Origin of the sequence: Plantactinospora sp. BB1 (assembly GCF_003030385.1) — a bacterium.
GTDB lineage: Bacteria > Actinomycetota > Actinomycetes > Mycobacteriales > Micromonosporaceae > Plantactinospora.
Window position 1 is genome coordinate 7,733,210 of sequence record NZ_CP028159.1, and the last position, 13,589, is coordinate 7,746,798.

Sequence of the window (13,589 nt, forward strand, 5' to 3'; positions counted from 1 at the left end):
TAAACACTCGTTCAACGTGCGCGCAACGCCCTGTCCGTCGGCCTGTTGTCGGGGCCCGCACTGCCCACACAGCCGTTCGGCCCGAGGCCCGCGCCAGCGGAAGACGTCCGGCGAGGTGCCGTCGGGCGGCCAGCGGATGACGACCAGCGCCGACCGCCGCCTCGTGTGCCTGGGACGAGTGCTGGGGTTGTGCCCGGCGGCTCGTCCGCTGGTGCCGGCTTCCACCCTCTGATGGACGATTGTTGCGCCGAAGGCGTTGGCGGCGGGGTCGGTACTTCGTCATGCACTCGAGGGAGACGTCGAGCGCGATCGTGCCGGCTCTGGGGACGCATCGACGCCGGCCCTGGTGGTTGCCAGGGCCGGCGTCGGGTGTCGTGGAGTCACGGGGTCGCCGCGATGCCCTCCATCCCGTTGAGGATGCCGCCGTTGTTGGTTGCCTGGGGGAGTCCGGTCGTGGTGTTGACCAGTTTCAGGGAGCCGTCGTCGAGGACGTCGAAGCCCTGGACGGTACCGGCGGCGCCGTTCTGCACGTAGAGGAAGCCCCCACTGGTGGTCATGTCGATCGTCCCGCCGTCGCCCTTGGCGGCGACCGCGGCGACCAATACGACCTGTCCGTCCTCGTCAATGCGGTAGCTGCTGAGGGTGGAGCTGCCGGCGTTGGCGACGTAGTAGTAGTCGCCGACCCGCTGGATCCAGCAACTAGCCATCTGGCCGTTCGGGACCGCCGGGCCGACCGCGGTCAGTTTGCCGTTCTCCTCGTCGAGCCGGTAGCGGATCACCGCGTTCGTCGCGGCCAGGGTGACCATCAGGCCCCCGCGGTGGTCGAAGGTGAAGCCGAACGGCATGCCCTCAGCCGGGTTGCTGACCGGCTCCTCCGACAGGCGACCGCCGCGCTCGATGCGGAACGCGTCGATGATGTTGTGGCTCTTGGTGCTGACCAGAACCACCTCGCCCTCCGGGTCGATGCCCACCTGGGCCGGGGCGTCGCCGAACGGCGGCGGGTTGGGGTTGTCCAGGCCGAGCGACCGCTGGGCGCCCCGAATCGGTTCCAGTTCGTCGTCGTCGAGGCGGTAGCCCTGGACGACGCCCTCGCCGCCGGCGTTCAACACGTAGACCAGGTCGTCGCGCACATCCAGGCTGACCGGCAGCAGGCCACCGGACCAGATCACCTGGAGGCGTTCCAGTTCGGAGCCGTCGACCCGGAACAGGGTCACCGTGTTACTGCCGGCGTTCACCGCGAAGAGCAGCCCGTCGCGGTAGACCAGGGAGCTCTGTGAGGCGAGCGGGTCGACCGGTGGGTTGAGGGTGGAGCCACCCAGTCCGCCGGTCTCGAACTCGCCGGCGAGGCTCAGTTCGCCGCCGTCGCCGCGCTGGTAGACCCGGATCGTGTTGCCGAGCGGCTTGTTCGTCTGGACGAAGACCAGGCCCTCCACGCGTTCGTGTCGGTGTGGTTCGTCGCTGGCGGACCCCGGAGCCGCGGCGACGGCGCCGCCGATCAAACTGACGAGGGCAGCCGCCAGTATCATCCTCTTTCGAAGCATGATTACCCTTCTTCCGCTCCGCGAGTAACACGAGTATTTTTTCCCATTTGGGAGGCTACCGAGCCGCTGCGGCGGTCGGCGCCATTTGCGCTGCTCCAGCCCTGCAAACACCCGTGCGGCGGAACTAGCCGGAAGATGCCGCCCACAGACGGAAAGGCGTGCACCCGAAGGGTCTCGTCGCCTGCCTGCCCGCCCTACTTCCTCGCCCGGGAGGCAGACGGCCTGGCGTGGCGGGCCAGCAGCGGAGTAACGCCCTGCGCGGTAGCACCCGAAGGGCAGGCCGGCTCTCGCGGACGGGGGTTGATCCAAATCGGCGAGGGGTAGGCGGTGGTGTGCCGGGAAGTCTGGTCGGCGGCTCATTTCCCGACCGCCTCGGAGGCACTCGATGGTCCAGCCCGGCAGCGGCCCGCCGCATCGCGGTCATCGCCCTCGGGTGGGTGAACTCCCCGTGGGCAGAGGCTTACCGGTCATTGGGCGCCTTCCAGATCGGCCCTACCGCCCTGCATCTGGATCTGACGCTGGCGCAGTGGGCCGCCGACGGCCTGCTGGCGATCTTCTTCTTCGTCGCCGGACTGGAACTCAAGCGGGAGTTCGTCGCTGGCGATCTGCGTGAACCTCGCCGGGCGGTGCTGCCGGTCGCCGCCGCGCTCGGCGGAATGATCGTCCCCGCCCTGATCTACACCCTGGTCAACGCGGGCGCCAGTGGGGCGTTGACCGGGTGGGCGATCCCGACCGCGACGGACATCGCGTTCGCACTGGCGGTACTCGGCGTGATCAACACGCATCTGCCGGCGGCGATGCGGACGTTCCTGCTGACCCTCGCCGTGGTCGACGACCTGCTCGCGATCGTGATCATCGCTGTGTTCTACACCAGAGCCCTGCACTTCCTGCCACTGTTGTTGGCGCTGCTCCCGCTGGCGGTGTTCGGGCTGCTGGGGCGGCGGGGGTCCGGTCCTGGCGGCTGTTGCTGCCGCTGGCGGTGGTCACCTGGGCATTGGTACACGCCTCCGGGGTACATGCCACGGTCGCCGGAGTGCTGCTCGCGTTCACGGTTCCGGTGATTCGCCGCAAGCCAGAGCCCGGCCCCGGGCTGGCCGAACGTTTCGAGCACCGGTTCCGACCGTTGTCGGCCGGTGTCGCGGTGCCGGTGTTCGCGTTCTTCGCCGCCGGAGTGTCGGCCGTCGGCGCGGGTGGGCTCGGGGCGAGCACGACCGACTCGGTCACCGTGGGGATCGCCGTCGGGTTGGTCGTCGGTAAGACGGTGGGTGTGCTGGGCGCAACGTGGCTGGTCCAGCGGTTCACCCGGGCCCGCCTCGCCGAGGGGCTGAGTTGGTGGGACGTGTTCGGGCTGGCACTGCTGGCCGGGATCGGGTTCACCGTGTCGCTGCTGATCGGGGAACTGGCGTTCGGGGCCGGCAGCGAACGCGACGAACACGCCAAGATCGGCGTCCTGCTCGGGTCGGTGTTGTCGGCGGTGCTGGCCACCCTGTCCTGCGGGCCCGCAACCGGCACTACCGACAGATCCGCGCCGTCGAGGAACGCGACGCCGACGCCGACGGGGTGCCGGACGTGTACGAGGCGGACGCGTCGCGGGGGTGACGCCGGCAACGCCGCTTGTGACCCACCGCCTCCTGCTCGTCGGATGGGCTGCCGTCGAGGAGATCCGTACGCCGATCGGTCAGATGGCGCCGATCCGACGGGTGACCGGCGGCCTTCCTCATATCGACGGGTGGGCGTAGGCTCTGCCCTGGTGCGCCGGGAAGTCTGGTCGGCAGTCGTGACCGCTGTCGATCTCGGAGGCTTCCGTGGATACCCCTGCCATTCGCACCGCAGCCCTGACCAAACGCTACGGCCGAGTGTCCGCGTTGGACGCGCTCGATCTCACCGTCCCGGCGGGCGAGGTGTTCGGATTCCTGGGCCCCAACGGCGCGGGTAAATCCACCACCATCCGGCTCCTCCTCGGCCTGGCCCGACCGACCGCCGGCCACGCCTGGATCTTCGACACCGACGCGAGCGACGTGGCGGTAGCGCACCGGTCGATCGCGCACGTGCCTGCCGATGTGGCGCTGTGGCCCACGTTGACCGGCGCGGAAACACTGGAGTTGCTGGGTCGCACCGGCCCTGGCGTCGACCGCGCCTATCGCGACGAACTGGTGGACCGGTTCGCGTTGGACCTGTCGAAGCCCGGGCGAGCGTACTCGACCGGGAACCGACAGAAGGTCGCGCTGGTCGCCGCGTTCGCGGCCCGAGCCCCACTGCTGATCCTGGACGAACCGACCAGTGGCCTCGATCCGTTGATGGAACGCGAGTTCCAACATGCGGTCGGGCACGCCCGCCAGCGCGGGCAGACGGTTTTTCTCAGCTCTCACCAGCTGGCCGAGGTCGAAGCGGTGTGCGATCGAGTGGGGATCCTGCGCGCGGGGCGCCTGGTCGAGGTCGCCGGTGTGCCGGACCTGCGTCGGTTGCACCGCAGTCAGGTGGAGGTGACCTTCGCCGGCACGGCACCGGAGGTGTCGCAGGTGCCTGGCGTCGAGGGTGTCGAGGTGGTGGGACCGTCCCGGCTCCGGTTCACTCTCACCGGCCCGCCGGCACCGGCGCTGCGGGCGCTGGCCGCGGCGGAGGTGACCGCGTTGCAGGTCCACGAGCCGACCCTGGAAGAGATCTTCCTCGACTACTACGCGCACGGTTCGCGGTGACCGCCGTCGGAGCCCGCATCGGACAGACCCCGGTGGTGCCCGCGACTCGAACGGTGGGTTGGGCGATCACTGGGCTCGCCGTACGGCAGGTCCGGCCTGGTGGCATGATCGTCATCGCGGTGCTGGCCGGCATGTCCGCCATGGTGGCCGCCACCTACACCAGCACCGTCGGCAACGCGCTGGACGCCGAGGCGCTCGCCGCGCTGGCCGACAACCCGGCCATCCGCACCCTGTTCGGTGAACCGGTCGCCCTCGACGATGCGGGCGGGTTCACGGTCTGGCGCACCGGCACGGCCCTCGGCGTGCTCGTCGGCGTCTGGGCGCTCCTCGTCGCCACCCGGATCACCCGTGCTGAGGAGGACGCCGGCCGGTGGGACCTGCTGGCCGCGGGCCGTCTCTCGCTCGCCTCGATCGTGGCGCGACACCTGACCGTCGTACTCGCCACGGCGCTGCTGGCCGGGTTGGCGGCGACGGGGACCCTCACCGCGGTCGGTACCGCACCCCAGGGTGCCCTGCTGCACGGGGCAGGACTCGCGTTGACCGGGATGGTCTTCGCCACCACCGGCGCGCTGACGGCTCAGGTCTTCGCCAGCCGCGGCGCGGCAACCGGCGCGGCGGTCACGACGCTCGGTGCCGGCCTGATCGTGCGGATGATCGGCGACGGCGTCGACGCCCTGGGATGGCTGCGTTGGCTGTCACCGTTCGGGCTGGTCGCACTCTCCCGACCGTACGAGGCGAACCGTGCGCTGCCGCTGGTGGTGCTGGCGGTCGCCGCCGCGACACTGATCGCCGCCGTCACGGCGATGGCAGCCCGCCGGGACGTCGGCGGCGGCTGGCTCGCCGCCTCGGCGAGCCGGCCGCCACGGCTGCGGCTGCTCGGCTCGGTACCCGGATTCGCGACCCGACGCCTGTTACGCCCCCTCCTCGGGTGGGCGACCGGAGTAGGCGCCTACTTCCTGCTCATCGGCCTGCTCGCGGTATCCATGACCGGGTTCCTCGCCGACAATCCACGATTCGCCGACCTCGCCGCGCAGGCCGGATTCGACGCTCTCGGGTCGATCGAGGGCTACGTGGCGGCACTGTTCGCGCTACTGGCGATCCCGGTCGGCGTCTTCGCGGCCATCCGTATCGCCGCCCTCGCCGCCGACGAAACAAACCGGCGGCTCACCCTCCTGTACGCCCAGCCCGTCACCCGCACCCGACTGCTCACCGCCGAGATGACCGTCACCGCCTGCGGGACAGCGATCCTCACCATCGTCACCGGCCTTGCCACCTGGGCCGGGGCGACCACCGTCGACGCACCCCTGCCGCTCGGCGCCGCCCTCACCGGCACGGCGAACGTGCTCCCCATCGCTCTGCTCTGCCTCGGCGCGGCCGTACTCGCCCTCGGCTGGCTACCCCGCGCGGTCGCGCTCGTCGGCGCACTGCCCGCAGCCGGCGGATTCCTCCTCCAGGTCACCGCCGACAGCACCGGCGCACCGCCCTGGGTCGGCCGGCTGTCCCCGTTCGCCCACCTCGCCCCGGTCCCCGACCAGCCACCGAACTGGCCGGCCACCATCACCATGCTGATCCTCGCCGCCGCGCTCACGGCCCTAGGCGCCATCGGCTACCACCGTCGTGACCTGCGCGGATAGCCATCACGCACCACAGGACACCCCATCGCGCCGGGATACGAGGACATCGCATGCGACCGCCAAAAGGCAACGAGCAACCACGATCATCCGAGGCGACGCTTCTCACGCGCGTGGTTCGCGATCTCGTGCTAAGAGCGTCACTGAGCCCTTTTCATCCTGAGTAGCTGGCGTTCTCTGCTGCTTCCAGGACGAGGATGGCCTTGACGATGCCGAACCCGGCGGCCAGGCGCCGCCCCAGGGTGTCACCGTTGCGCAGGTGGGCTAGGACCAGAAGCGCCTGCCGGTCTGCCGGCAACCGTCCAACAGACCAGGGCGCCGACAGGATGAAAATCGCTCACTCTTCTCCGTTGCCGCCCTTGCAATCAATCATTCCCGACCGACAGACCACATCGGGCTGATCATCGTATCCATCAGTATGATGCTGCTCGCTCGATCCTGGCTACCCTATCGCGTCAGGAAGCGCGAGCTGGTAAATCTGCGTCGCTAGCGACGCCCGGGGCAGGTCATTGGGGCCATCTGCGTGATCCCGAAGCTTGCGCTACAGAAATTGAAAGGTCGAGGGTTGTTGTGGAGGCTGCTCGGCGTGTCGTGCCGAATCGGCCGGGTTGATCTACTAGACCGGTAAAGTGAGTTATCCCGATCGCGGTGGTCTGAGTGCGGGCCGCCCGGCAGCGCCGAGAAGCGGTAGGTCGCCAGGCGGCCGAGATGCTCGCCCAGGGTGAGCCGACCGTAATCGCGCAGCGGTTGCGGGTGTCGGAGAATTCGGTACGGCAATGGCCGCAGGCGTGGAGTACTGGCGGAGACGAGGTGTTGGCCTCGACCGGGCCGGGCGGGTCAACGTGCAATTTCACCGATGAACAGCTTTATGCCGCCGGCCCCGCCCTCGCCACCCATGTCCCGCTGACTGCCACCACAAACACGAGAGCGGCAAGCATCCAGGCGAGTCAGGAAGGACCGCCAGGACGCACCACGGTCCATGCAACGATCAAGGACCCGATCACCACGACCGTCAGGCCTACCAAGAAACCGATGCCGGCAACGCTGGCCGGGACAGGCAGACGAGTACCCGAGGCTTTGCCCGCGAGGCGGCTAGTAATTGCCACGAGTAGGGCTGCGGCAGTGAGAGAGGGACCTGCGATCTGCTGCGGCAGAAGAGCAGTCGCCGCGACCGCAGCGCCTGCGATTACGCCGGTTATCGCGTAGTACCACCACGAAACAAAGATCTCGCGGTTAGTCACATTCGACCGGGCTAACGATTCTTGTTCTTCTGCTGAGGTCATATCCGTAAGTCAACATCGGGCCCCTTGCTCTGTCAAGCGCCCTAGTAGCGCAAGCCAATCGAGCAGCCTCTACAACAGACGCCGTCCTTTTCTAACTTTTTATCGCTGTCAGAACTGTCCTGTCGCCAGCAGATGCGCTGCTCATCGTCCAGGGCGGAACAGCCTCGCGGACCTGTCGGGCTCGTCCGGGTCCACGGTGATCAAAATTTCGTCTCCCGACCGCAGGACGGTGTCCCGGTTGACCGGGACCGCTTCGCCGTCGCGGGTCAGCAGGCTCACCCACACGCCCTCGTCGCGGCTCAGGTCCCGTACCGAGCGTCCAACGGCCGGCGAGCCCTCGCCAACGTGGTACCGGTGGGTTCCCTGTGGCTCGCTCCGAACCCGCAATCCGACCGTCCACGGCCGTAGCGGCAGTGCCCGCATCGGCACCCGGCACAGTCGGGCCACGACGGTCACCAGCCCGCCCTGCACGATCACCGAGAACGCCACGACCACGAAGATGATGTCGAACAGCCGCAACTGTTGAGAGAGATCGCTAGTCAGGATGAAGGTGCCGAGCAGGATCGGCACCGCACCCTTCAAGCCGGCCCAGGCCACGAAGATCCGCTCTCCCCACCGCAACCGGGCCGGTAGCAGCAGCGTCCCGACGACCAGCGGCCGTACCACCAGGGTCAGCAGCACCGCCAGGACCAGCCCGACGAGCCAGGCATTGCCCTCCGGCAGGCTCCGCAGCGACACCACCAGCCCGAGCACGGAGAACGCGACGATCTCCCCGAAACTCGCCAACACCTCGTGGAACCGCTCGATCTCTCGCTTGTACGGCGCCCGCGCGTCACCGACGAGGATGCCGGCCAGGAACACGGCGAGAAATCCCGACCCGCGAGCGACAGTGGCCAGGCCGTAGATCGCCAGGCCGGCGAAGAGCACCTGCAACGGGTAGAGGCCCTCGCCCGGCAATGCGACCCGACGCATCAGCAGCACCAGCAGATACCCGCCGACCACGCCGACCAGCAACCCGACGACGATCTGTAGGGCGAACTCGCGTATTCCCATGCCGATCGCACTCCAGCCGCTGGCCGAGCCGGCGGCGAGCAGGCTGAGCATCAACGCGATACCGACCGGGTCGTTCGCCCCCGACTCCCCCTCCAGCAGCGTGCCGGTCCGGCCCAGGATCTCCCGCCGGCCCAGCACCGAGAAGACCGCCGCCGGATCCGTCGGCGCCAGCGCCGTACCGATCAGCAGCGCGGCCAGCCAGCCAAAATTGAAGATCCAGTGAGCGAGCCCGGCGAGTACCAGCGCGGTCAGCACCGTGCCGAGCACCCCTAGCCAGAGCACCGGCGCCAGCGCGGGGCGTAGCCGGCGCCAGCCGATGTTCATGCCGCCGTTGAACAGCACCAACACCAGCGCGACGGTCACGACGTGCCGCACGGTCCCGGTCGACAGCTTGCCGAGCTGGGGGAAGAGATCCGACAGTGCCGCGGCCACGAGCAGGAACACCACCGGCGCGGGCACGTGCAACCGGTCGCTGACCCGATGCGACAGTACTGCGGCGATCGCGGCCAGCGACAGCAGGGCGACTACCCAGGCGAAACCGATCATCCCGGGTCCCCTCCAGCACACGCGACCCGCGATGGCCCTACCCGACAACAGGACCGACAAACCGGTCCCACCGGCGCCACGGTTCTGCGGCTGTGGTCATGAAGATGGAGCCAGAAGCGGCCAGCACGACAAGCTCGCCGACCGCGCCGGTCGCCACGAGGACGGCCACGTCGCGTGAGCGCGCCTTCCAGCTCGGAAGAGTCCCGAACGCCGTACGCGCCCGCTGGCAGAAGCTCGGCTCGCCAGGCCCCGGGACCCGGAGCAGGCAGGAACGAGACGATCAGCTACAGACAGTTGGCGGCCGGTGGTGCGGTCAGGCACGGCGCCTACATCCCCCGTTCGATCACGCCGTAGGTCAGTGGCTCGGGGGCCGTAAGGGTTTTGCAAGATGCGTTGGGCGTTTCCGCAGGTGCAGTCCCCGTAGATTCGACGCATGTGGAACCGGGTCTTCAGATCACCGTTCGCTTGGGCTGGTGTGGTGGTTCTCGGCATCGTGGCGGCGTTCGGCCTGTACTGGTTCCAGCCGTGGAAGCTGGTCACGGACAGCCGTGTCGATGACGCCCTTCCCGTCGCGCCCGTGACGGCATCGCCGGCACCGGACGCTTCCGGTGCGACCCCGGCCTCTGCCGGATCCGACCCGCCAGCGTCGAACCAGCTACTGGCCGCGGGTATCTTCATCACCCACGAGCACACCACGACGGGACGAGCGGAGATCGTCCGACAAGCAGACGGTCGGCATCTGCTCGTGCTACATGATCTCGACACATCGAATGGGCCGGACCTGCGGGTCTGGTTGACCGACCAGCCGGTGGTGGCGGGTACGGCAGGGTGGCGGCTGTTCGACGACGGGAAGTGGTTCGAGGTGGCGCGGCTCAAGGGCAATCGCGGCAACCAGGTGTACGAACTTCCGCGCTCGTTCGATCCGGCGGACTTCCGCAGCGTCTCGATCTGGTGCAAGCGCTTTGCGGTCTCGTTCGGGGCAGCGGAACTGCAAGCCACCTGACCTGCGACATTTTCACGACCTAGACGGCCGGCGGTCGGCCCCGGTTGATGGATCAGGCGGCCGGCAGTCGGACGACGAAACGGCACCCGTCGGCGGTGTTGTGTACCTCCACTCGGCCGCCGTGCGCATCGACCAACCCGTGGACGATCGCCAGTCCCAGTCCGCCCGAAGCGCCCGCGTCGGTCTGCCGGGGAGTGCGGGCGGGTTCGCCCCGGAACGCCACCTCGAACAGGCGGGGCAGATCCGGCGGTGGGATGCCTCCGCAGGTGTCGGAGACCGACAGCCAGGCGGATTCACGTTCGCGGCCGGCCTCGATGCGGACGGTACCGTCCTCCGGGGTGTAGCAGACGGCGTTGACCAGCAGGTTGGCCACCACCCGGGTCAGTTCCGGTTCGCTGGCCGACACCGTCGGCCATCCGGTTTCGGCCGCGACCAGCCGGATCCGTCGTGCGGCGGCCAGCGGCGCCGTGCTGGACAGCACGTCCGAGACGACCTCGCGGAGCGAAACCGCGGTCAGGGACAGGGCGAGCGCCCCGGCGTTGATCCGGGACAGTTCAAACAGGTCGTCGACAAGGCGGGTCATCCGGTCCGTCTCGGTTCGGATTCGTCGGTGGTACTCGCCGGTCGTCGCCGGGTCGCTGACGACGCCGTCCTCCAGCGCCTCCGCCATCGCCCGCAGCCCGGCGAGCGGGGTGCGCAGGTCGTGCGACACCCAGGCGATGAGGTCGCGGCGCCCCTTTTCGAGGTGCCGTTCCCGATCGCGGGCCTGGTTCGCCCAGATTGCCGCGGCGGCCAGTCGCCGTCCGAAGTGCCAACCCACGGCGAGGCTCACCGTCGCTGCCGCCGCGACGGTGATCAGGACCACCTCCAGGTCGTGCGGTGACAGAAACATCGCCTCCGCGACGGCGGCCACGCCAACGACGACCGCGATGACCGTGACGGTCAGCAGGACACACAGGTGCACGGTGATTGAGCTGCGCCGGAGCAGACGAAGCAGGACCGCGCCGGCTGTGCCGACGACGACCGCGGCGCCGAGGGCGATCACGAAGATCAGCGCGAGGTCACGCATCGGCGGGATCGTAGCGGTAACCGACGCCCCACACGGTCACGATCCGCCGGGGGGCTGCGGGCTCGACCTCTATCTTCTCCCGGAGCCGCCGTACGTGCACCGTGACCGTCGAATGGTCACCGAAGTCCCATCCCCAGACCCGCTGCAGCAGTTCGGCACGGGTGAACACCTGGGACGGTTGCCGCAGGAAGTGGGCGAGCAGGTCGAACTCTCGTAAGGTCAGCGCCAGCTCGGTGTCGTCTAGGTGGGCCGTCCGAGGTCCGGTACGTAGCACCAGACCGTCGTCGGTCAGGACCTCCGACCGCCCGAGTGGTGGTTCCCCGCTGGCGCGGCGGAGCACCGACCGCACCCGGAGCACCAACTCCCGGGGCGAGAACGGCTTGGTCAGGTAGTCGTCCGCGCCGAGTTGCAGGCCGAGGATCCGGTCGGCTTCGTCGCCGAGCGCGGTCAGCATGATGATCGGCAGGCTGTCCGGTCGTGCCCGCAACTCGCGACACACCTGAAGCCCGCTGACCTTGGGCAGCATCAGGTCGAGTACGACCAGATGTGGCGCCTGCCGCGCGACGGCGGTCAGGGCCGCGGCGCCGTCCCCGACGTGGTTGACCTGGTAGCCGGCGTGCTCGAGGTAACGGCAGATCACATCACTGACGGTCTGGTCGTCGTCGACCACCAGGACCCGGTGTGTCACCGATGGTCTCCGCGCACGCCTGTCCGATCGACCGTGTTCGTCGCCATCGGGCCAGCGTAGCCACCGGCCGGCAGGAAGCAGAGGCTGCGGACCCTTTCGAAGTGCTTACGGCGATCGGCTTCCGGAGCCCGTCAAAGGTCGACCAGCGGAATCGGTCGAACCGGCGACCGGCCGTTGACTGTTGCAACCCATGAGCTGGCTGGGGCCTGGTGGGACCGCAGATGTCCGCGCGTGGTGGGTGACAGACCGGTCGGCCCCTGCGGATGCGCCCTGAGATTACGAGGGCCTTACGGAAAGGCCCGCGTCCTCGCGATCCCCGCCGGAGGCGTCGACGCTGATCCCCATCGACCCAGCAGGGAACTGTGTTCGTGAAGGAGTATCCATGAGGATCTCGATGCGACGCCGGACGCGCGTCATGGCGCTCGGGGTGGTGCTGGTCAGCCTGGCCGGGGCGACACCGGCCCAGGCAGTCCCGAACTGGCGGGTGGCGGCTCTGCCGCAGTTGGAGCTTTCGAGCCGGCTCGTGGACGTGACCGCGACCGAACCGGACGGCGCGTGGGCCGTCGGCTACCAGGGCGCCAGCTACGGCGCACCGCCACCGCCCCGGCCGTACGCGTTGCTGCGATGGGACGGAAACAGCTGGACCGAGCGGCTGCTGTCGGATGACGTCAGCACCCTGTCGGGGGTGAGCGCGACCACCGCGTCGGACGTGTGGACCGTCGGACAGGACCGGCAACTCGCCCCGTACGCCGCACGATGGAACGGCTCGGCCTGGCAGGGATACCGACCGCTGGGCCAGGACACCGCCTCGACGCTGTTCGACGTGGCCGCCGACGGTGGGCGGGCCGTGCTCGTCGGCGGGAACGCCCATCCACTCGTCCTGGAATGGGACGGCCAGCGCTTCACCAGGGCAACGGTGCCGGGCGCCGACGCGTGGCCCGGCACCCTCTACGGAGTGACGACCGCCCCGGACGGTGCCACGTTCGCGGTCGGAGCCTGGCACGTCGAGGACGCCGCCTACCCCGAACCGATGATCGTGCAGCGCACCGGCTCGGCATGGCAGGTGGCGACCCTACCGACAGTGCCCAGCGCGCGCCTGCTCGGCGTCTGGGCCCGCTCCGCCACCGACGCGTGGGCGGTCGGCACCGCCGACTACGACAGCGCACCGAAGCCGCTGATCATGCGCTGGAACGGCACCACCTGGCGGCGGGTGACCGCACCGGTAGCCGCGGGCAGCCTCGGCGCCGTGGCCGGCGACCAGGCCGGCAACCTGTGGATCAGCGGAGCGAACCCCGTACCGCCGTACGTCGAGTATCCCGGGTCGCTGTTCCTGCGATACACCGGCGGACGGTGGAGCGCGGCCTACGGACCGAAGGTCAACAACGCCGACCCGTACCTGTCGGCGTTGACCAACATCCCGGGCACGTCGACGTTCTGGGGCGTCGGCGCCGTCTGGGACCCCGCTGCGGAAAGTAGGGCACTCATCGAACGCATCGGCTGATGACAGGGGCGGAGCTGCGACCGAACCGCTGTATTGGAGGCAGCTCCGCCAGCCGAACTCCTCGCCTACGGAACAACCGGAGTCAGGACGACGAGAGCCACGAGCACCAAAGCGAGGACCAAAGGGGCGGCCAGGAACGCACCAGCAACTGGTAGGCGACCCGCCTGTCACCCCACATCGACCGGTACTTCACCTTTGCCTCGAGACCCGGCCCCGCGACGACCGGCAGTCCGCCTCGCTCCCAACAGTCCGGCCGAGAATGTGACCAGCGCTCACATTTCATCGGATTCCGGGCAACAGGGAGACGCCATGGCCGGTTTAGGCAAGACCTACAAGCGCTGCGGCTGCGGCGCCACCAGCACAAAGAAGCGGCTGGAGAAGGACTGTCCCCGGCTGCCGCAGCGAGGCCACGGCACCTGGTACTTCGACTGCTCCACCACCGACGCGTTCGGCAAGCCCGCCCGGGCGCGCCGAGGCGGCTTCCCGTCCAAGGCCGCCGCCAGCAGAGCCCGGGACGAGTGGCTCACGTGTTCACCCGAAGCGACGGTCTGCCACTGCACTCCGGCTACGCCACACTT

General features: G+C 69.0%; 8 protein-coding genes and 2 pseudogenes. 5 read left to right on the forward strand and 5 right to left on the reverse strand.

Features of this window, described 5'->3' with window-relative positions; translation table 11 throughout:
- Nucleotides 1-380: 380 nt before the first annotated feature.
- Entirely contained in the window at nt 381-1,526 is a 1,146-nt protein-coding gene (locus C6W10_RS33920; protein WP_159104866.1) for a beta-propeller fold lactonase family protein, read from the reverse strand.
- Nucleotides 1,527-1,978: 452 nt separating this feature from the next.
- Here C6W10_RS33920 and nhaA point away from each other — a divergent pair.
- The 3 genes and pseudogenes from nhaA to C6W10_RS33935 all read left to right on the forward strand — a co-directional run bounded on the left by nhaA (nt 1,979) and on the right by C6W10_RS33935 (nt 5,871).
- Nucleotides 1,979-3,477, forward strand: a pseudogene (gene nhaA, locus C6W10_RS33925) (Na+/H+ antiporter NhaA).
- Nucleotides 3,398-4,237 (forward strand): ABC transporter ATP-binding protein, encoded by an 840-nt coding sequence (locus C6W10_RS33930; RefSeq protein ID WP_107263108.1) that lies wholly within the window; start codon nt 3,398-3,400, stop codon nt 4,235-4,237. Before nhaA ends, C6W10_RS33930 begins: the two are co-directional and overlap by 80 nt.
- Before the next feature lie 104 nt (nt 4,238-4,341).
- Nucleotides 4,342-5,871 (forward strand): ABC transporter permease, encoded by a 1,530-nt coding sequence (locus tag C6W10_RS33935; protein ID WP_199853791.1) that lies wholly within the window; start codon nt 4,342-4,344, stop codon nt 5,869-5,871.
- 205 nt (nt 5,872-6,076) lie between these two features.
- Here C6W10_RS33935 and C6W10_RS39810 read toward each other — a convergent pair.
- Both C6W10_RS39810 and C6W10_RS33940 read right to left on the reverse strand, forming a co-directional pair.
- Nucleotides 6,077-6,169, reverse strand: a pseudogene (locus C6W10_RS39810) (IS5/IS1182 family transposase); the annotation flags it as partial.
- A 1,123-nt stretch (nt 6,170-7,292) separates the two neighbouring features.
- Complete coding sequence (locus C6W10_RS33940; protein ID WP_107263109.1) at nt 7,293-8,750, reverse strand: potassium/proton antiporter; 1,458 nt, start codon at nt 8,748-8,750, stop codon at nt 7,293-7,295.
- Between the two features lie 433 nt (nt 8,751-9,183).
- Between C6W10_RS33940 and C6W10_RS33945 the strand changes: the two genes are divergently transcribed.
- Entirely contained in the window at nt 9,184-9,753 is a 570-nt protein-coding gene (locus C6W10_RS33945; protein WP_107263110.1) for a DM13 domain-containing protein, read from the forward strand.
- Nucleotides 9,754-9,805: 52 nt separating this feature from the next.
- On the opposite strand, the gene C6W10_RS33950 is transcribed toward C6W10_RS33945, so the two are convergent.
- Nucleotides 9,806-10,822, reverse strand: coding sequence for a sensor histidine kinase KdpD (locus tag C6W10_RS33950; protein ID WP_107263111.1), 1,017 nt, complete (start codon nt 10,820-10,822; stop codon nt 9,806-9,808).
- Nucleotides 10,815-11,510, reverse strand: coding sequence for a response regulator transcription factor (locus C6W10_RS33955; RefSeq protein WP_107263112.1), 696 nt, complete (start codon nt 11,508-11,510; stop codon nt 10,815-10,817). Before C6W10_RS33955 ends, C6W10_RS33950 begins: the two co-directional genes overlap by 8 nt.
- 382 nt (nt 11,511-11,892) lie before the next feature.
- Between C6W10_RS33955 and C6W10_RS33960 the strand changes: the two genes are divergently transcribed.
- A complete protein-coding gene (locus C6W10_RS33960) occupies nt 11,893-13,011 on the forward strand; it encodes a hypothetical protein (protein ID WP_159104868.1) in 1,119 nt (372 codons plus the stop codon).
- The last annotated feature ends 578 nt before the right edge of the window (nt 13,012-13,589 follow it).

Bases quoted from the DNA above. Each gene is read 5' to 3' on its own strand.
- C6W10_RS33920 (WP_159104866.1), bottom strand. From the start codon at position 1,526: ATGATACTGGCGGCTGCCCTCGTCAGTTTGATCGGCGGCGCCGTCGCC.
- C6W10_RS33935 (WP_199853791.1), top strand. From the start codon at position 4,342: ATGATCGTCATCGCGGTGCTGGCCGGCATGTCCGCCATGGTGGCCGCC.
- C6W10_RS33940 (WP_107263109.1), bottom strand. From the start codon at position 8,750: ATGATCGGTTTCGCCTGGGTAGTCGCCCTGCTGTCGCTGGCCGCGATC.
- C6W10_RS33945 (WP_107263110.1), top strand. From the start codon at position 9,184: ATGTGGAACCGGGTCTTCAGATCACCGTTCGCTTGGGCTGGTGTGGTG.
- C6W10_RS33950 (WP_107263111.1), bottom strand. From the start codon at position 10,822: ATGCGTGACCTCGCGCTGATCTTCGTGATCGCCCTCGGCGCCGCGGTC.
- C6W10_RS33960 (WP_159104868.1), top strand. From the start codon at position 11,893: ATGAGGATCTCGATGCGACGCCGGACGCGCGTCATGGCGCTCGGGGTG.